Origin of the sequence: Nocardia sp. NPDC052112 (genome assembly GCF_040680135.1) — a bacterium.
Lineage (GTDB): Bacteria > Actinomycetota > Actinomycetes > Mycobacteriales > Mycobacteriaceae > Nocardia.
In genome coordinates this window covers 1-18,925 of record NZ_JBFAWD010000036.1, presented here as the reverse complement: position 1 = coordinate 18,925, position 18,925 = coordinate 1, and the positions used below count along the sequence as shown (strand labels likewise).

The following is an 18,925-nucleotide window of genomic DNA, read 5'->3' as shown; positions in this document are numbered from 1 at the left end:
ACCCACCGCCGCGGGCTTACCAACGGGTGCGCGGCCGAATGGAATTCGCCAGATCGACCAGCCGGTAGCGGTGCCAGCGATCCGGCGCGGTTCTGGCCAGGGCGCGCAGGCTGGTTTCGAGTCCCTGCCGCAGTCCGGCCGAAGTGACCGGAAAGCCGAGGATCGTCCGGCTCGGACTCCGTGGCCGCCCGCCGACCCGCAGCCACTCCAGGGCCGCCCCGACCACGATGACCTGCAATTGCAGCGTTCGCGCATCGTCGGGCAGCGCCTCCAACCGACCCGCCGCCGTACAGATATCCGCCTCGGTGATATCGGCGATCGGCCGCGAGACCAGCAGCAGACAACCCGTCGTATGCGCCACGCTGTGATGGCGGGAGGCGGCGGGTACCTGGTCGAGCACCGCGACCGCCTCGAGCAATTCGCCGTCCGCGGCGAGCCGACGGGCCAGGCCGAAGGCCGCGCTCACCACGCCGTGGTTGGTCCGCCATACCGCGCGGTAGTGCTCGGCCGCGGCCCGATGCCAGCGATCCGATTCGGCCGGGTCGTCCAGATGTTGCAGCACCAGTTCCGCGGTGGCGGCGAGGGCCAGTTCCGGGCCGATTTCGCCGGGCAGCATCGAGTGCACGGTCTCGAAATGCTGCCAAGCCCGGTCGTAATGGCCGTCTAGCAATGCGGCGACACCGACATACCATTCGATGCGCCAGTCCGCGCCGTAGTCCGGGCGCAGGTCCGCGAGCAGTTGGCAGGCTGGAACGGTTTCTCCGAGATCCAGATAGGCGCGGACCGCGGTCAGCGGCCCCTCCAGGTCGAAGGATTCCGGGGCGACAATCGTGCCCGCTCGAATGCGTTCGTGTGCCCGGCGCAGCGCGTCCAGCGCGTGCCGCGGTTCGCCGTGCAGCAGGGACGACAGCAGTTCGGCACTGGGATCCTCACTATCGATCAACGGCGTCGGCAGCGCCGCGACGACATCGCGTGCCTCGAGCACCGGCATGCGGTCCATCCCGTCGACGATGCCGTCGGTCTGGCCGATCAGCGTATCGATGCCGAAATCGTCTCGCATGGAGCTCAATTCGACCGACGGCTGGGGGTGTTCCAGGCCGGTATCGATCGCGAGCACCATGCGCAGCGCACCGGCGAGCTGACAGTACATCGAATACGCGGACGGGAAGCGGCGCTCCGGCTCCGGATCGGTGGCGCGCAACAGCAAGCGGTACAGGCACGAATAGCGCGCCAGCAGCGGATCCTCATCCGGTTCGGGTATTCCGCCGAGAAAGTGCCCGTCCCGGTCCCGCGGCAGATCCAGGGCAAGAGCCGCCAAGGTCCGGCCAACGGTATAGATATCCGAAACCACGGTCGGCCCGGTCTCGGTGATCTCCGGTGCCTGATAGCCGGGCGTGCCGTAAATGCTGCCATAGGAGTCCATGGCGGCGACCGCACCCAAATCGATGAGTTTGACCTCGTGCTCGCTGACCATGATGTTGTCGGGTTTCAGATCGTTGTACGCCAATCCGAAGGAATGCAGATAGTCCAGCGCCGGCAGGATTTCCATGATGTAGGCGATCGCCTCGACGACCGGAATGCGCTCCTTGCCGCGCAGATCGAGCATCTTCTTCAGCGATTGTCCGCCGACATATTCCATGACGATGTAGCCGTCCGGAATATCGCGGGCAGACCGATGTTTGACGAAGTTGTAAATCTTCACGACGCCGGGGTGGGCCACCTCGGATAGGAATTGTCGTTCGGCGAGCGCGACCACATGCGCCTCGAAGTCGAGTGGGTTCTGCAACCCCTTCAGCACGACCCAGCGGTCGCTGACATTGCGATCGACCGCGAGATAAATCCAACCGAGTCCGCCGTGCGCCAGCGACCCCTGCACCTCGTATTGATCGGCGACCAGTTCGCCGCGCTGCAAGGTGGGACGGAAGTTGAACGGCGAGCCACAGCGGCCGCATTCGCCGGTCACCGCACCCGGCTCTGTCGCGGTGCGACGGCCGACCGGTTCCTGACATTTCCAGCAGAACCGTTTGAGCTCGGGCACTTCCGGATCGTCGAGAATGGCGGCGCGGGGGTCGACCGGCGCCACCCGCGGCATCGGCACGAGACCGGCACCGAGGCGCCGCACGCTCGGCCGGGAGCGCCCGCTACGGCCGGAGACCGGCTCGTCGAGTTCGAGAGTCTGTTCGGCCCCCGTCACCGGATCGCTCACCGGCATCGTGTCGCCGGGCGCCGACGGCAGGGAGAACCGTTGCGACGGATTGCGTTCCACCGTGCTCGGCCCGGACCACGGATGCTGGCGGCGTTGCGACGGTTCGATTTTCGACATGCCGCGAGTTGCCCAGGGATGAGGCGTCCGTCGCGGAACCTCGGTACCGCGCATCCGCCGATTCGCCCATGGGTGCGGCAGCGGATTCTCGGAGGCGCTGGGTTGTTCCGGCATGGGAACCTTTCGAGCCCGGTGAATAGGGGACCTATTCTCTTCCGCCGCCCGCCGCCGCGCCCATGCCATATTCCCCACAATGGGAATAGCTCCGCCCCGGACATGTTGTCCGGGGCGGAGATCGGCTTGCTTACTCCTCGTCGGGCTTGTCGAGAACCACGACCGCATCACCCTCGCGGCGCGGCCGCTCGGCCAACACCGGGAACTGCCCGGTGATGCCCTCACGTTCCTGCGCGACCTGCAGCACCCGCTTGCGGGCCAGGAACCACCCGCCCACGAATGCCGGAACCACGACCACGGCCATGGCGATGACAGCACCGCGCTGCTCGATTTCGTGGCTGCATGCCATCAGCACGATGACCGCGACCAGGAACACCAGCGTGGCATAGCTGGTGTAGGGGGCACCGATCAGCCGGAACGACGGACGTTCGGCCAGACCCTTCTTCGACCAGCGGAACAGCTGCAGCTGGCAGATCACGATCGCGCCCCAGGCCGCGATGGTGCCGAGAGCGGACATGTTGAGCACGATCTCGAAGGCCTTGTCCGGCACCATCGCATTGAGTCCGACACCCACCAGCGCGATCGCGCCGGTGGCGAGGATGCCGACATAAGGCACACCGCCATTGGACATCCGCGAGGCGATCTTCGGCGCACTGCCGTTCATCGACATCGAGCGCAGGATGCGGCCGGTCGAATACAGACCCGCGTTGAGGCTGGAGAAGGCTGCGGTCAGCACCACCAGGTTCATGATCGAACCCGCACCACCGACACCGAGCTTGGAGAAGAAGGTGACGAACGGGCTTTCACCGGCCTTGAAGGCAACGTAGGGCAGCAGCAGTCCGAGCAGCACCAGCGATCCGACGTAGAACAGCGCGATGCGGGCGATGACCGAATTGATGGCCCGCGGCATGATCTTTTCCGGATTCTCCGCCTCACCGGCTGCGGTACCGATCAATTCCACTGCGGCGTAAGCGAATACAACACCGGTAGTGACGGTGACCAGCGGCAGCAACCCGGTCGGGAACAGGCCGCCGTTATCGGAGAGCACACTGAAACCGGTGGTCTCACCGTCGACCTTGAATCGGCCCGCCAGGAAGATGGTGCCGATGACCAGGAAGGCGACGAGCGCGACGACCTTGATCAGCGCGGCCCAGAACTCCAGCTCACCGAACCACTTCACCGAAATCAGGTTGATGCTGACCACGATGGCCAGTGCCACCAGCGCGATCAACCACTGCGGTATCGCCTCGGTGGCTCCCCAGAAATGGACATAGGTGGCGATCGCGGTGATGTCTACGATGCCGGTCATGCACCAGTGGAAGAAGTACATCCACCCGACCGCGAAAGCCAGCTTCTCGCCGTAGAACTCGCGCGCATAGGAGACGAACGATCCGGAGGACGGACGATGCAGCACCAGCTCGCCCAGCGCCCGCAGAATGAAGAACACGAAAATGCCGCAGACGGCGTAAACGAGGAACAGGCCGGGGCCGGCAGTGTGCAACCGACCACCCGCACCAAGGAACAGTCCGGTCCCGATCGCGCCCCCGATCGCGATCATCTGCAGCTGGCGCGGGCGCAACGCCTTGTGATAGCCCGCATCCTCAGCATGCAGAGCATCCGCGGGCGCCGGCACTTCCGCGGAGTGTTGAACGGTTGTCATGGTGGTGCCTTTCACGTGACGGCGATCATATCGCTGCTTAATGTAACGCTATTCAACGGTACGTTCAATAGGGAATCAAGAGTTGTAACCACGTGGAAACGTCGCGGAGCCGCTCCACCCGCCGTGACCTCGGTGTTGGTTGATCGTACCGCTGAACATCGGTACGCTGGATACGTTTACGGCTGATGGAGCGCGAGCATGGCATGGTTCGAACGGGAGTTCATCGCGGTCCCTGAGGACCGCAAGAATCAACTGGTCTACAAGTGGCCGGATGTCAACATCCGCCGCTACAGCCGTGCCATCGTCAATGCCGACGAGATCGCCCTGTTCGTCAAGTCAGGGCAGGTCGTAGCCGCCATGGGGCCCGGCCGGCATCGGATCGATGCCGATGAGCTGCCGGTCCTCGGCGCGCTCGTGGATACGTTGACCGGCAACAACTTCTACCGCGCCGAACTGTATTTCGTCTCCACCCGCGAGTTTCCCGGCATCAAGTTCGGCGGCCGCCTGGCCGATATCGCCGATCCGGTCAGCGAACAGGTCGTGACGCTGCGGGTCTTCGGGGAATTCGCACTGTCGGTACGGGATCCGGCCGAACTGGTCACCACACTGGCGGGCACCACCGACCTGAGCGTGCCCGCGACGGTAGAGTCCTGGAGCTCTGACCTGCTGCTGAAGTCCATGAAAGTCGCTGTCACACAGGGTATTTCCCGTGGCGACTGGCCAGTGCTCGGCCTGTCCGGTCAGTTGGAGCCGATCGAGGCCGCCGTATTGCGCCAGACCAATCTGACGCTCTACGAGTACGGCCTGCGCGTCCCGCGCCTGGGCAACTTCGATATCACTTTGGCGCCGGAGGATGCGGACCGCATCAAGCGACTGGCCAAGGATGTCACCTACATTCGACTGGCCGGAGACTTCCAGCGTTATGCCGCAGGTGAATTGGCCCTCGGCGCCGGACAGGGCTTCGCCCATGGCCACGGCGGCGGCGACGGATTCCTCGGCGCCGCACTCGGGTTGAACGCCATCCAACAGCACGCCCCGAGTAATCCGTGGCAGCGACAGTCGATTCCGACTGCCGAACAACCGCTTCCGGCCCCGACGCAGCCGGCATGCGCCAGCTGCGGAACCGACAACCCCGCGAATGCGCGATTCTGCATGAACTGCGGCGACCCACTGACCCCCCGCCCGCGCCACTGCACCGAATGCGGCGCAGACCTCACCGCTACAGCCAAGTTCTGCGGCAGCTGCGGCACCGCCGCCACCACCTGACCACCCTCCCCCGGATTCAGCCTCAGCGGGCCCCGACCTCAACCCCTGCCTGAACACCTTTCAGCGCCGACGCATACCTTCTACACGCTCGCACATCACCCCTCCGCGACACACCGATCCGAAGCCCGAAGCCGAACCCGATCGCCCATAGTCGCGCCTCGGGATTCTCCGACATACCGACAAACATACCGACATATGTGTACACATGTGGTGTACACCGGATGCATGACCGACCACGTGACCGTCCGCGAACTCCGCGCTGGACTAGCCAAAAGCCTGGACGCAGCAGAACACGGTGAAACCACCATCGTCACCCGCGACGGCCGTCCCGTCGCCGCCCTGGTCCCCGTCAGCATGCTGCAAGCCCTGGAAGATTGGGAAGACGAACAACTCGCCGAGATCGCCAAACACCGCTATGAACAGTACAAGGGTAATGGAGCGATCAACCTTACCGAGATGTTCGCTGAAATCCTGGACGAACCGAAGTGAAATACAGATTCGAGTTCACCCCGGAAGCACAACAAGACATTCGTAACATTCCCAAAACGGACGCAATCCGGCTCCTTCAGGAGCTCGCACAGTTGGGAGATCCTTATGCCCCGAACAATGCGATCAGACCGATGGCAGCCGAATACGCCGGTTTCTATCGGCTCCGCTCCGGTGACTATCGCGCCATCTACAGGATCGAGAACAACCGGCTGGTGATCCTGGTTATCGCGGCTGGCGGCAGAGACAACATCTATCGGTGAAGAAGCAGCGGACCATCCAACGGTAATGTCCGCGGAATCGTTGCCGGGTACCGAGCGGTTACGAAATCCCGCGTCCCTGCGAACACCGGGATTCGACACCTTCCACCAGCGGTATTTGGATTGGGGGGCGGCGAGTACGACCCCGTTATCTTCGCGGCCCTTGATCGAGGGCTACGGTCGCCAGGCCCGGTATGACTTATTGCCCCTGTCCCATCCATGATCCCGGGTGGTGTCGCCGGGACCTGGTGGCGTCGACGGACCGCTGATGGGGACAGGGCCGCTGGAGGTCTCTTCATAACGTGGGTGCCGGGCGTTGACGCCAGATCGGCGACCGGTCCGGGTTTCGACGCGATGAGGAACTGCGAAGTGGCACAGGCATTTGCCGTGTTCTGCGGCGTTGACGCTGGTAAAGGCGAACACCACGCGGTCGGTCTCGACACCGGCGGCAAGCGGCTGTTCGATAAGGCACTACCCAACGACGAAGCCCGGCTACGAGCAGTATTCGACAAACTCGCCGCGCACGGACCACTGCTGATCGTCGTCGACCAGCCGAATACGATCGGCGCACTGCCGGTCACCGACGCCCGCGCCTGCGGCCACGACGTCGCCTATCAGCCCGGCCTGTCGATGCGCCGCATCGCCGATCTCTATCCGAGACAAGCGAAAACCGACACCCGCGACGCCTACATCATCGCCGACGCGGCCCGCACGATGCCGTATACGCTGCGCCGGGTCGAGACCGGAGACGAAACCCTCACCGATCTCGGTGTTCTGGTCGGATTCGATGACGACCTGGCAGGGGAATTCACCCGCACCAGCAACCGCATCCGCGGCCTGCTCACCAGCATCCATCCAGCCCTCGAACGCGTTCTCGGCCCCCGCATCTCGTTGGCCGGCGCGCCGCGGCCGCCACCAATCGATGCCATCGCTGTCATCGGCCATGCGCCGAATCGGGTACGCGGTCGATTCCACTTGCGCGCCGGACGGATACAGAACGACCTCAGCTGCCGGGCCGCCCGATGGAACTGGTGGATCACGGCGTCGACCTAGAACGCGTCTAGTCCAGCCAGGGGCACCACGACACGCCCCGGCATCGCACCGGGGGCGGCGGTCGTGTGCTTGCTCAACCCGCGAGGACCTCCCACCGCTGATTCTCCGCCGACGCCGACGGTTTCCCACTCCAGAGATGTACCTGATATTCCGAGTCCCTGACCTTCGCCTCATTCTTGTAGGTCACGTCCATATCCCAGACGTACAGCACGAAAGGCCAAGCGCCGAGATCGGTCGACTTCAGCGCGGCGATCATGGTCGCGATCGGCCGCGGATCAGCCGCACTACTGGATCCCCTGACACACAGATCAATCGCGACCCCACCAAACCCACCTTGCCGCCCTGCGTACTCACTCGCCCGTCCGCCACCCGGACATTGGCCGGCAGTTTCAGGCCCGACACGAACGCCACGAGCTCGCTGTCATCGCTTACGAAAAGTACCTCCGCAGGGCACAACTCGCCCACCGGATATGCGCCCCCGGCCGGTACCGCGGCCACCGCCGCCGCACTCGGTGCTGCGTCCTTATCCGTAGTGGACCCGCACCCCGAGATGATCACGGTCACAACGACACCGGAGGAATCTGCCTTTCGAAAGGTGTTGCCGAGGCTGAGTCTTGACATAGCATTCTGAGTATGTGATCAGCACCTCATTCTGGCTCCGCTTCGGCAGACCTGACCGCTAAGGCGAAGATCCGCAACTCCGCCATCGCTCACTTCGCCCGTGAGGGCTTCCAGAAGGCGAATCTGCGGGCCATCGCGACAGCCGCAGGAGTCAGTGAGGCGTTGGTCTTTCACCACTTCGGCAGCAAGCACGGGCTGCGGACCGCCTGTGACGAGTACATGCTGAACGTCCTCGTCGAACGGACACGTGCCGCGGGAAGTCCTTCCGCACGGCGGGACTTGCTCGGGATCTACCTGTCGAATCCCGATGAGTACATGGTCTACGTGCAGTACATAGTCCGCGCGATCCACGACGACGCACCCGCCGCCAGCACGCTCGTCGACACGTTGGTCGAAGAGTCCGAAGCGATAGTCAGGGCCGGAGCCGCCGACGGCACGATGCGCCCCTCGGCGGACCCACGGGCACTGGCGGTGTTGAACGTCTTGATCAGCCTCGCCGTGCTGACCATGCCGCCAGCCCTGGCGCGTGCCCTGGGCAGTGAACGATTCGGTCCCGATGTGCTACAGCGCATTTCGGTGCCGACGTTCGAGCTGTTCACACGCGGGATTTACACCGACGACACCCTTGTTCAGGGTGCCCGGGACGCGTGGACTGCCGCGCGTTCACCACAACAGGAGGAGAACTGACAAGCATGGGCATTACGCTCCGGTGTTCACACCGGCACAGGAGAGCCTGTTCCTCACACTGGGGGGCAGGGCACTCGACAGCCGCCTGCCGCGCCCCTTTCTCGGCGACACCATGGCCGACGAGGTCTTAGGGAAGACCGGCTATGACCTCGGTAAGTTTCCCGGGCTGAGCCCCAAGATGAGCAAGGTCTTCGACATCGCGGTAAGGACAAAGAGATTGGACGAGGTGGTGCGCCGGTTCGTCGCCGATCACCCCGATGCGGTGGTGCTGGATCTCGGCGCCGGGTTGGACACCAGAATAATGCGCGTCGACCCGCCGCCCACTGTCGGCTGGTACGACATCGACTTCCCCGAGGTCGTTGTCGTCCGGCAACAGGTACTGCCAGAGCAGGTCAGCGCCCACAGCCTCGGCGCTGACCTGACCGATCCGAACTGGCTCCACGACGTCCCCACCGGCCGGCCGACCGTGATCGTCGGCGACGGCCTGGTCGGATTTCTGCCCCAGGAAGCCTTTGTGGCCCTGCTGAACCGGCTCACCGGTAACTTCCCCAGCGGGGAGCTGGCGTTCAACCACTACACCACCTACGCCGTCCGGGCGGTCAAGCGCATGCGCAGCACTGCCGTGATCGCTGGCGGGGTGGTTAATCCCGGCTTCAATGATCCCCATGAACCCGAACAGTGGGCTGCGCGCCTGAGGTTGGTCGAGGAGATTTTCCTCACCCGAGCACCCGAGGTTGCCGAGTGCTCATTGCTCGCACGGCTAGGGATTCAATCAATCGGGCGCAGCGCGGCCTTGTCCCGGATCATCGGCACGGTAGTGCTCCGCTACAGTTTCTAAGTCGTTTCCACACATCGCGTTCGCCCACCAGCACTCGCCGGAAGCCGTACACCGCCATGGTCGACATTGTCGCCGTCCACCCCGACCGGCGACTGTGCCGAACACTCGACCATGGCGGTGGGCGAATCCGACGCGGCTGTAGAGCTGTGGGTAGCAGGAGAAGGTTTTCTCGAGGCCAGCCATCCCGATGGTCCGGGCGAGCCCTGCCAGGCCCGAGGTTCGCCACCGCTGGGCCGATCCGGTCAACCCGCTGCCTGCCACGCCTCACCCCGCTTCTGCGTTCGCCTGCGCTGGCTGTAATTTCGATTCAGCGACCGTCAGATAGCGGTCGATCGTTGGACAGGTGACCCGAGCTCGGCAACGGCGCAAACCCCGACAGGTCGACATTGCCGCGTACACGGCAACCGTCACACAAAACGACGGTAGGAAGAACTGCGGGAATCCGCAGCGCCCCAAAGTATCTCACTAACGAACATTGATGCGATGACACTCGCGGGGTATCGGACGACGGGTGACGGCGTCGAGATAGAACCTGACGCGGCACAGGCTCGATAACGATGACCATCTAGTCCGCCTGCCTCGTACTGGGTCGAGCCACCAGCACGTCAGGCGACAATGAAGACGAACGAATACCATTCTCCGGAAAGCTTTTCGAACCGTCGAGCACCATTCTCTATTGGCTCGGCGCTGAGCGAGTAGCCCCAGCCGCATACGGTGGTGGAACCGACGAGCCCGTCGGCGTCATTGAACTAGACGCGCCCATCGGGCTCGCGGTGAACCAAGCTGATGCCGAGCCCACCGAGACTCTGGTCTCGGCGGGTGTTCGGCCCATCCTCGCGCAGCATCTCGACCGCGACTTCTTCCATTTCCCGGACATTCGCGGCCGAAGCTCGTTGGCTGAAAACCAACCTGTCTACCAGGGTGTTAGGACCGGCAGCCTTCAATATTCGAGTGATCGGTATTCCTCGCTCACCGTCCGATGGTCACCGGCTATGGTCGCGGGGTGTAGGTCTTCCGCGTTCCGTCGATGTCGGTGGAAGAACCCCCGAGCTCGGAGGCTGCTGATGTACTTGGGCGTAAAGCTGATCGAGGACATGGCCGGGCATTTCCCTGAGGTAGAGGAGTCCTATGCGTGTCATGTCGAGAACTTCGATGGCGAGGTGCTGCCTCACGTGTTCCTGTGGGATCTCATCGGGGAAATCGTCGAGTCCTCTCTGGTCGAGGACGACTGGCTCGTCGCATGGGGGCCGGTGCTCGACTTTTTGGAGGCCCGTGCGACGGAGGGCGATACCGAGGACATCAACGTTATCAGCCACTCGTTCCTGCTGAGCCTGCCGTATCCCGATAGCCCCGGATACAGCATCATCAACCACCTCGGGCCGTCCCTCGCGCAGCGACTTTCACAGATCCGGCCGAGCGGCTGAGTCAGGGCATGCGGTTCGTGGTTCTGATCCACGCGAGACCGAACCCGAAGCACGTCGGCCGTAAGCGGCATCACCTGGTTGAACATGCTCAACGACCAGTCCGCCGGCCCGGCGGGCAAGGCGGTGTCCAGGACGCCGCGGGACTCGCTGAACTTCATCGATATCGTGCAGCTCCAGCGGGGCGGAAAGGTACACGAGGCGATCATTACCGACACCCGGCTCTTACAGCGACATCGCGTTCGGGCTATCGGTGGCCAGGGCCATAATTGTTCCTCGACGCGGACAGACCACGAAGGGGCGGTTCAATGTCGGAATCGAAGACCTCCGATTCCACTAAAGGCTTTGGCGGGTCAAAGGTCTCGCGGGTTTACAGCGGTGGCAAGAGCTGGCCGAGCGTCTTGTTGGACTTCGGTTACCCTGCATCCATGTCATCGAATCCGACTGCTGGTTCTCCGGCACAGCGATTGACCGAGCTGGCTCACCGCGGGGCGGAGCTGCTCCGAGTGAACGGGCTCGCCTGGGGGCCCGCGGTGGCCACCGGCACGCAACTCACCATCGATGGCGCGCTCGCCAGGACAGCAGAGGTCCCAGGGGACGTGTACATCGTCGAGGATGTGTTCTCGTGGCGCTCGGGGCGCGGGTCGGTGCTGCCGGACGCGTTCGCCCCTGGTGCGAAGGAGGCTTGGGTCGATTATCTTGCACGGCTCGAGATCACCGACGCCCACTTACTCGATCAGTTCGGCACCGGCTGGGAACAGGTGCTCGACCTGAACACCGAGATCAACTCGATCCCGTTCGAGACGTGGTTTTCCCGTGCCGCGATGCTCATACCGGTGGATACCGAGCAACGCAATCACGCCTGGGCGGCCCTGCGCGACCACACACAGCAGCAGGGGCGGTATCGGCAATGGCGAGACACCATCGAACTGGCCACCCTCTATTTCCAGGCCTGCCTGCACTCCCCTGAGCATCGTCCCGCGGACCTGCACGCATTTGCGGCAGCTCAAATGATCGGTCGAGACGCCATGGCAGTCATCGCCCTCGCCGAACGCTCCCACGACCCCATACTCACCGCGCACCTGGACCAGCTGATCGCGCCGTGGCGCGCGCTGTCCGGATCGGAGGACGACCGGATCGCCTACGCCGCAGCCGCCCGACAAGCTGGCGCTATCGCCAGCGATCTACCCGCACCTGACTCCTACGACCCGGAACTCGACGACTACGACCTCAGTCTGGAAGACGCTGTCATCGACGACTGATTACCGATACCAGCGACGCTCACAGGGTGGGTACCCTGGCGTCGGGCCGGAGGGACGAGCGCAAAAGACCTCCGATACTCATAAGTGTCAAGCCGCGCCCGATTCGTGGGCGTGGGAGGGTAGTTGGCCGAAAGCCTTCACCGGGTCGTGGGTCTGCGGTGTCTGCAGCGAATCAACTGCTGACGTCTGGTTCTGAGCGAGGCCGACCGTCCCCGACTTGCTGGAAATTCCAGCCGGCGCGGGTACAGCAGTTGCAGATCGGAACACCCTTTGTCGGACACCCTCGCGTACTTGGCGAGGCTTCGCACCGACGTATGACCCGACAGTTTCATCAACACCGGCGTCGACGCGCCCTCCTCGGCTGCGTGCGTCAGCCGGGAGCGCGGCAACTGGTGCAGCGTGTACGGGCTGTCGTCGTAGTGCCCGGTGTGGGCTTCGAACACCGCGGCCGCACGGCGACAGCACAGCGGTGCCCGCCCCGTCGCCGGATCGCCAACAAGCTGATCGGGACCGATCGAGTTCTTCACGAACGGAACCCAGTCGAGGTGGCCCACAATACAACCACAACACCGACGACTACGTCCCGTCAGGACCGTAGCACCCAGCGCAGCGGCGGTGTCCTGTCCGTGCTCGGTCTGCCCATCATGAGCAGGTGATGTTTCGATCGAGGCCTCCTCATTCGATGACCGCGACCTGACGCCTGATCCGCGCTCTGCGATACCTCAACTGAGCTCTCCGGTCATCCTCGCCCACGCACGCAGCGAAACTGCCGGTCGGACTTCATACTTCGAGCGTCCCGGGACTCTGCGGATGCCGCTGTCGCTCAGGCATGGGGACAGGCTGAGGCGGCACAATCCCCTTGGGGACAGTCGGAAACTGCGGCACCAGCGGTGGGGTCCCGTCAAGACCCAATTCTGTCTGTGCACGGTTGACGACATCGTAAGCTTGCTTAAGTGTTCGCTCGACAGTGACGGCAAGCCTGTATTCGGCATACGACGCAAGACCACCACCGACAGAAGGGCGTTCGGTGTAGGAGGCAGGTACGGATTGGTCCAGGTTGGCCGCGGTCAACCTGTCCTGCAATCGATAGACCAGGTCCTGGAGTTGTCGCAAGGCCGTCGAACCCACGGTGGCGGCTCGTTGCGCGATGGTGACGGCCGCGCCGTCGGCGCCATGCCACACCGTCTGATGACCTTGCAGAAGATTCTGGGAGGTCGAATACGATTCGGCGGCGAATCCGGCAAGACCGGCCGCCGGCTCGGCGGCCAATAAGGGCGGGGTCACGGGCCGAGTAACCGGCGGGCCTGCCGCGTATTCCGGGGTACCTAGCGTATTCGCCAGATCCTGGAAAATGTCTCGGGCGTCGACTACATAGTCGGCTAGGGCTCTCGATGCCTGGGGTGGCGGGTCGAGCGCCACCTGCCAGCCCTTGGGCTCCGGCTGGGGGGTGTAGGCGACGGTCCCGGGGACGGCGCTGGCGTGGGATCGGCTGTTTCCTCCAACATGTTGATCTCCATCAAGCTACTGGTTGCAGACAGTCGAGGTCGAGGTTCTCAGCATCCCCCGAACCGCACCATGGACCTCCCAGCCAATCGGGACCGTACTGGTGAGATCCCGTAATCATTCGTGAGCTCCATTCGTGAGTTCGTGGTGACCGGCCAGGCGTCTCTGCACGACGGGCGCCGCCGCCCAGATCCCCGCGAAGCTGACGCGAATCATGCCGACCCGGCCAGCATTCCGCTGCGAAAAAGACTGTGCAGTTAATGGATCCTGAGTGCACGGCCTCCCGCAACTTGCCCGCGTCAACCGACGGTGTTCGACCGCCCCCGGCGGGACTCGCTCTTCGCGGCCAGGGTTTGCTCGGCGTCGTGGAAGTAGGCGAAATCATCGGACTTGCCCCACCGCGGCACACCCGGTCCGGCACCATCGGCCCTACGGCCGCCCTCCCTAGGCCACCATGCTTTATGCCCGATCATCGCCGTGAGGGCGGGTGTGAAGAACATCGCCATGACGAACGCGGCAATTCCGATACCGACCGAGATGGCGAAGCCCATTTGTGCGAGCGCGTTGTTGCCCGCGAGCATCATCGACGCGAACGTGCCCGCTAGAATCACGCCGGCGGCCGCGATGGTGGGCCCGGTATGCCGGACTGCTGATGCGGCGGCTTGTTTCGGTTCATTGCCCGCGTGTGCTTCTTCCCGCAGGCGAGCGACCATCAGGATGTTGTAGTCGGTGCCGAGGGCGACCACGAACAGGTACATGATCACCGGCAGGTGAAAGATCAGTCCCGAATTGCCTTGGAAGTGTTGGAAAACCAGTACCGCGGCACCGAGTGTCGCGGCGAAGCCGAGGAAGACCGAGGCCATCAGGTACCACGGTGCCACCAGACTGCGCAGCAACAGCGCGAGCACGATCATGATCAGAATCGCCGCCACCGGAAACACGATCGCGTAGTCGCGGGCCATCGCATCCTGGAAGTCGACGAAGATGGAGGTCGCCCCACCGACCGCCGCAGTGGTGCCAGTGGGTGCGGCCGAGTGCGCGACATCCCGCAGCGGCCCTTTGACGGTGTCCAGAGCAGCATCCGATTCCGGCACGTCGGTCAGCGTCACCACGAAATCGGCGATTCTATGGTCCGCGGACCGCTTCGGTTCGGCTACCTGCCCGACACCGGGCACCGCGGCCAGCGCGCCTCGGTAGGCGTTGAGCTGTTCGTCGGTCAACTCGCCACCGCCGGAACGCAGCAGGATATCCGAGGGCTGCGTCGTCCCCGCGGGCATACCCCTCACCAATTCCTTGCTGTAGATCATGGATTCGGATGTCTGCGAGGTCGAGCTGGTGCCGAGGTCGAAGGTCGGGTGGAAACCGAACGCGAACACCCCGAGCGCGACCAACACCCCACCGGAGATCACCGCGAAGGCGCCGGGCCGCCGACCGAGCGCGTTGCCGACGGCGGCGAAACGCGCACCTTTCGGCTCGGTCCGCCAAGCCTTGGACGGCCAGAACACCTTGGTACCCAGCAACGAAACCACAGCGGGCACCAGCGTCAGCCCAGCCACCAACGCGACCGCCACCGCGATCGCCAAGGCTGGCCCCAGCGCGCGAAACATGCCGAGCGTGGACAAAATCAGCGCCATGAACGCGATGACCACCGCACCCGCCGCAGAGGTGATGGCCTCACCGACGCGGGTGACTGCACTGACCATGGCGGTCTTCGGATCTTCGCCCGCACGCAGCCGCTCGCGGTAGCGGAACATCAAGAACAGGATGTAGTCGGTGCCGACGCCGAACAGCACGACCAGCAGGATGGCGTTGATGGAGGCATCGATCTGCAAGTCGAATACCTTGGCCACCATGGCGATAAACCCACCGACCATGCTGGAGATCGCGCCGATCACGACGACCGGCAGCAGTGCAATCACCGGACTGCGGAAGATGACCAACAGCAGCACCAGAATCAGCACGATGGTAACGACACCGATGATCTCCATGCCCTTTTCGCTGGATTCCTGCTGGTCCAGCGCCTGAGCCGCCTGACCGGTGATGCCCGCCTTCAGCTCGGTACCCGCCACGCGTTGCTGCAGTTCCGCGCGCAGCGCCTTGACCGCGTCGCGTTGGGTAGCGTCACTCGGATTGGCCACCTTGGTCATCTGCACCGCCAGGATCTGGATCAACCGGTTCTCCGATGGCGGCACCGGCTGGATCACGGTGACGTCGGCGATCCGCGCACCCAGCAGCTCGGTGCCGATCGCCGCCACTGACCCTGAATCACCCGCCGTCAGCGGCGTCCCGTCCTCTCGGGCGAACACAATGATCGCAGCAGGCGCCGAGCTCTGCGGAAACGCCTCCTGCTGCATCTCCAACGCCTGGATCGACTCGTAATGCGAAGGCAGAAAAGCAGATTGGTCGGTTGTTGATTTGAGCTCCGGCGCCAAGACCACCACCGCGAAGGCGAGTAGTGCCCACAGGCCGATCACCTTCCACGGGTTGTGGACCACCATGGCCCCAAGTCGTGCGAACATCTGCGCGAAATCCTTTCCGGATTCGTAATGAGCTGGGGCAATTCAGATTTCGAGGTCTCGCAAACTCGGGTTCGGTGACTTCGAACTGGAGGCTGACGGCCCGCACCGACGGGATTTCGCGATCAGAAGGCACAGAGTTGGGCACCACCCGCAGGTTGCAGATCCGGGCCGCGGCCGACGGGTCGAACGCAGGAGGGTTGCCAGCATTCGCACGGTGGATTCTCGCTCGAAGTGTTCGGTCCGCACAGGGCATGGACCTGGCCGACGAGCATCCACAATCCACTCCGTCCGTTACGGCGCCTGAGCTATATCGCCTGGTAAGTGCCGCGGCTTCGGTGACGGCCACCAAACCTCCATCTATTGTGAACAGCGTTCGCAGTTGCAGGGTAGATGTTTGCTAACACAGTTCGCAACTCCCGAGTAGTGGCATGCTGACTGGCATGACGACACCCAGGGCTTCCTCGACCTCGTTGTGGTTACGAGGCGACGACCCCAAACCGGGGCCGCGTCGCACCTACACCCTGGACCAGCTCGCCGACGTGTGTGTCCGTATTGCCGACGCGGAGGGGCTGCACGCACTATCGATGCGTCGCATCGCTGACGACCTCGGAACCGCCGCAGCCTCGCTCTATCGGTACGTCGACGGCAAAAACGACCTACTCGCGCTGATGGTGAACCAGGTCGCCGCGGAATACGACTACCCGGCCTTGACCGGGAACGTGTACACCGACATCTTCGCCATGCTGGACCAGGCACGAGCGTTGCTTCGACGGCACCCATGGCTGAGGGAGGGTTTAGGCGAGGTCAGTTCGTTGAACCTCGGTCCGAATTCGATGCGATACTTCGACCACATGGTCGGCGCCTTGGCCCAGGCGGAACTCGACGTCAACGCGACCATGATGGGAATCAGCCTGCTGTCGGGTTGGGTAAGCAACTTCGCCGGGCTGGAAGCAGCGGGGTTTTCCGCCTCCGCCATCGGTGAATCCGAGCACATTCCGACAATGCTGGCGCATGGTGACTACCCTCATCTGACCGCGCTGCTCGCCACTACGGAGTCCACGACCGCACCAGTCGACAATGATGCGATGTTCCGGGCAGGCATCGAAGCACTACTGTTCGGCATCATCCCAGGCGGCGGATGACCGAGCGCGGGCTAGGACACGCTATTCCGCTCTCGCCGTGCTCGCGTCTCCGGAACGCGATCACGCGGGTGGTCGATCGCGCTGCCGGGGGCGGTCACCAACGGAGCACTGGGCGATGGCGGGTTGTGGGTGGCACTCATGTGGTCATGGTTGTGGGCATTGATGGCTGCGGGACGACCGGCCTGGTGAACCAGCCGACGTACGTCAACAGCAGGCCGATCACGGCCATGACGCCGAAGAAGATGCGCGCCACCACCATCGCGGTCGGCGAGAGCATGGTGGCGTCGACGCCCGACTGAATTGCTTCGGGGTTGGCGACCAGGAGGAATCCCCGTAAGGCAACGAACCAGCCGAACAACGACACGGTTACCGCAAGTGGTCCGCGCCAACTGCGGTGACCGCCGATGATGATCAGCCCTCCGGCAAGCATCAGGGCGCCGAGGAAGAAAACCATGACGGGCTGAGCGAACAGGTCGTTGATAAGGTCCTCCAGCGCAGGCAGGCGGATCGCGTAGACGCTGGTGAAGGTTGCGACGTAGGGGCCGATGACGCGGGCGAACGCCCGGCTACGTTCCTGTGCTTCGATGCTGGCGGTTGACACTTTGTTTCTCCTTCTATCCCGGTCCGACCGGGCTATTGACTGTCCAAAACGGGAGGTTGCAGATGCGCGTCGGGCCGGTATCCGACCTGGTGGAGCACCGCACGCAGGAACCGCTCGACGTCCTCGGCCGTGTTGTTGTCCGGCCGGGTGACCAAGTGCTGCCAGACCGCGCCGGTGAGCAGGTCCAGCAGGATGTCAACGTCGGTGTCGGCGGGTAGTTGCCCGCGGCCGCGGGCCTGCTCGAACACGTCCTTGCGCACTCGGTCACGATGCTGGCCGAACAGGTCGCGGTAGGCATGAGCGAGCTCGGGATAGTCATCGATCGCGTCGTAGAGGCGCCGTAAGAGGCGGCGTTGGCGCGGGTTGGTGAGGACATATGCCCAACCGGCCAGCAAGTGCTCGATGTCGTGGATCTCCGGCGTTCGCGAAGGATCACCGTAGGCGGCCTCAACCGCAGCGATCAACAGCCGAGTCTTGTCCGGGAACCGCCGGTACACGGTTGCCCGGGTGACTCCAGCGCGCCGGGCGACCAGCTCGACGCTGGTCGCCTCCGTGCCGCGTTCGATCAGCAGCTCCAGCGCGGCGTTCAGGATAGCCGCATCGGCCTGCCTACTCCGAGGACGGCCGGGAGCACGATCGTCGACACCCATGCGATTTATAATACAGATCTGATCCGTATTGTAAACCAGGAAAGGCGCGCTGGTCGGTCTGCTCGGCGACCGCTCTCCCGATAGCGGTCAGCACCCGCTCGTCGGTCCGGCGCACACCGGTTGCCGGGTGGTTCCGTGGTCGACCGAACCCCGCAAGCCGTTTAGCTGATCCAGGGCCTGCGACTGCGCTGCGGGAGCAGAGACCAAGCACCACTGACAACTTGCGAACGTCGTTAACAAACAAGTATCGTGCGGAATTGCGAACATCGTTCACAATCAGAGGTCTTGGTGGCATGTCGTCGGCGCCGACGCATCGAGTTCTGCGGTGGGCACATCCGGTCCGTCGAGGCAACTACACCGTCCAGCCATCGAGATCACGTCGGACGGTCGAGCGACTGACGGAATCCAGCTGCATCGCTGAAACGCTTTGTCCTGCAACGATTTTGGGTTCGTCCCGTTGTTTCGAGGAGGGTTCAGATGGAAAAGGTCACTTTCACCGAGGAAAAGGCGACCATGCTC

At 63.7% G+C, this 18,925-nt stretch carries 16 protein-coding genes and 1 pseudogene; 9 read left to right on the top strand and 8 right to left on the bottom strand.

Annotated elements, in window-relative coordinates:
* Window positions 1-16: 16 nt before the first annotated feature.
* On the bottom strand, window positions 17-2,323 hold the full coding sequence (locus AB0L58_RS39060; RefSeq protein ID WP_364395601.1) for a tetratricopeptide repeat protein: 2,307 nt from the start codon (window positions 2,321-2,323) through the stop codon (window positions 17-19).
* A 244-nt stretch (window positions 2,324-2,567) separates the two neighbouring features.
* The gene (locus tag AB0L58_RS39055; protein ID WP_364395599.1) at window positions 2,568-4,097 is read right to left on the bottom strand and encodes an amino acid permease; all 1,530 of its coding nucleotides are present in this window, start codon (window positions 4,095-4,097) and stop codon (window positions 2,568-2,570) included.
* Between the two features lie 198 nt (window positions 4,098-4,295).
* Here AB0L58_RS39055 and AB0L58_RS39050 point away from each other — a divergent pair, with 198 nt between their 5' ends.
* From AB0L58_RS39050 to AB0L58_RS39035, 4 genes and pseudogenes are all read left to right on the top strand, one after another.
* Window positions 4,296-5,363, top strand: a complete 1,068-nt coding sequence (locus AB0L58_RS39050) for an SPFH domain-containing protein (protein WP_364395597.1) — start codon at window positions 4,296-4,298, stop codon at window positions 5,361-5,363.
* Window positions 5,364-5,588: 225 nt separating this feature from the next.
* Window positions 5,589-5,852, top strand: a complete 264-nt coding sequence (locus AB0L58_RS39045; RefSeq protein ID WP_364395595.1) for a type II toxin-antitoxin system prevent-host-death family antitoxin — start codon at window positions 5,589-5,591, stop codon at window positions 5,850-5,852.
* A complete protein-coding gene (locus AB0L58_RS39040; RefSeq protein WP_364395593.1) occupies window positions 5,849-6,112 on the top strand; it encodes a type II toxin-antitoxin system RelE/ParE family toxin in 264 nt (87 codons plus the stop codon). Before AB0L58_RS39045 ends, AB0L58_RS39040 begins: the two co-directional genes overlap by 4 nt.
* A 351-nt stretch (window positions 6,113-6,463) precedes the next feature.
* A pseudogene (locus tag AB0L58_RS39035) lies at window positions 6,464-6,997 on the top strand (IS110 family transposase); the annotation flags it as partial.
* Between the two features lie 238 nt (window positions 6,998-7,235).
* On the opposite strand, the gene AB0L58_RS39030 reads toward AB0L58_RS39035, so the two are convergent.
* Window positions 7,236-7,418, bottom strand: a complete 183-nt coding sequence (locus AB0L58_RS39030; protein ID WP_364395591.1) for a hypothetical protein — start codon at window positions 7,416-7,418, stop codon at window positions 7,236-7,238.
* A 416-nt stretch (window positions 7,419-7,834) separates the two neighbouring features.
* Here AB0L58_RS39030 and AB0L58_RS39025 point away from each other — a divergent pair, with 416 nt between their 5' ends.
* From AB0L58_RS39025 to AB0L58_RS39010, 4 genes are all read left to right on the top strand, one after another.
* Complete coding sequence (locus tag AB0L58_RS39025) at window positions 7,835-8,470, top strand: TetR family transcriptional regulator (RefSeq protein WP_364395667.1); 636 nt, start codon at window positions 7,835-7,837, stop codon at window positions 8,468-8,470.
* A 22-nt stretch (window positions 8,471-8,492) separates the two neighbouring features.
* Window positions 8,493-9,308, top strand: a complete 816-nt coding sequence (locus tag AB0L58_RS39020) for a class I SAM-dependent methyltransferase (RefSeq protein ID WP_364395664.1) — start codon at window positions 8,493-8,495, stop codon at window positions 9,306-9,308.
* 1,064 nt (window positions 9,309-10,372) lie between these two features.
* Window positions 10,373-10,732: a hypothetical protein gene (locus AB0L58_RS39015; RefSeq protein ID WP_364395589.1), complete on the top strand. Its 360-nt coding sequence runs from the start codon at window positions 10,373-10,375 to the stop codon at window positions 10,730-10,732.
* Between the two features lie 425 nt (window positions 10,733-11,157).
* Window positions 11,158-11,991 (top strand): hypothetical protein, encoded by an 834-nt coding sequence (locus AB0L58_RS39010; RefSeq protein ID WP_364395587.1) that lies wholly within the window; start codon window positions 11,158-11,160, stop codon window positions 11,989-11,991.
* Between the two features lie 137 nt (window positions 11,992-12,128).
* Here the strand turns inward: AB0L58_RS39010 and AB0L58_RS39005 are convergent, their stop codons facing one another.
* The 3 genes from AB0L58_RS39005 to AB0L58_RS38995 all read right to left on the bottom strand — a co-directional run bounded on the left by AB0L58_RS39005 (window position 12,129) and on the right by AB0L58_RS38995 (window position 16,013).
* Window positions 12,129-12,545: a hypothetical protein gene (locus tag AB0L58_RS39005; protein WP_364395585.1), complete on the bottom strand. Its 417-nt coding sequence runs from the start codon at window positions 12,543-12,545 to the stop codon at window positions 12,129-12,131.
* 226 nt (window positions 12,546-12,771) lie between these two features.
* Complete coding sequence (locus tag AB0L58_RS39000) at window positions 12,772-13,275, bottom strand: hypothetical protein (protein ID WP_364395583.1); 504 nt, start codon at window positions 13,273-13,275, stop codon at window positions 12,772-12,774.
* Between the two features lie 518 nt (window positions 13,276-13,793).
* A complete protein-coding gene (locus AB0L58_RS38995; protein ID WP_364395581.1) occupies window positions 13,794-16,013 on the bottom strand; it encodes an MMPL family transporter in 2,220 nt (739 codons plus the stop codon).
* A 440-nt stretch (window positions 16,014-16,453) separates the two neighbouring features.
* Between AB0L58_RS38995 and AB0L58_RS38990 the strand changes: the two genes are divergently transcribed.
* Window positions 16,454-17,155: a TetR/AcrR family transcriptional regulator gene (locus AB0L58_RS38990; protein WP_364395579.1), complete on the top strand. Its 702-nt coding sequence runs from the start codon at window positions 16,454-16,456 to the stop codon at window positions 17,153-17,155.
* A 136-nt stretch (window positions 17,156-17,291) separates the two neighbouring features.
* On the opposite strand, the gene AB0L58_RS38985 is transcribed toward AB0L58_RS38990, so the two are convergent.
* Together AB0L58_RS38985 and AB0L58_RS38980 are read right to left on the bottom strand one after the other, a co-directional pair.
* Window positions 17,292-17,756, bottom strand: coding sequence for a hypothetical protein (locus tag AB0L58_RS38985; protein WP_364395577.1), 465 nt, complete (start codon window positions 17,754-17,756; stop codon window positions 17,292-17,294).
* A gap of 32 nt (window positions 17,757-17,788) precedes the next feature.
* Complete coding sequence (locus AB0L58_RS38980) at window positions 17,789-18,406, bottom strand: TetR/AcrR family transcriptional regulator (RefSeq protein ID WP_364395575.1); 618 nt, start codon at window positions 18,404-18,406, stop codon at window positions 17,789-17,791.
* Window positions 18,407-18,925: the final 519 nt, after the last annotated feature.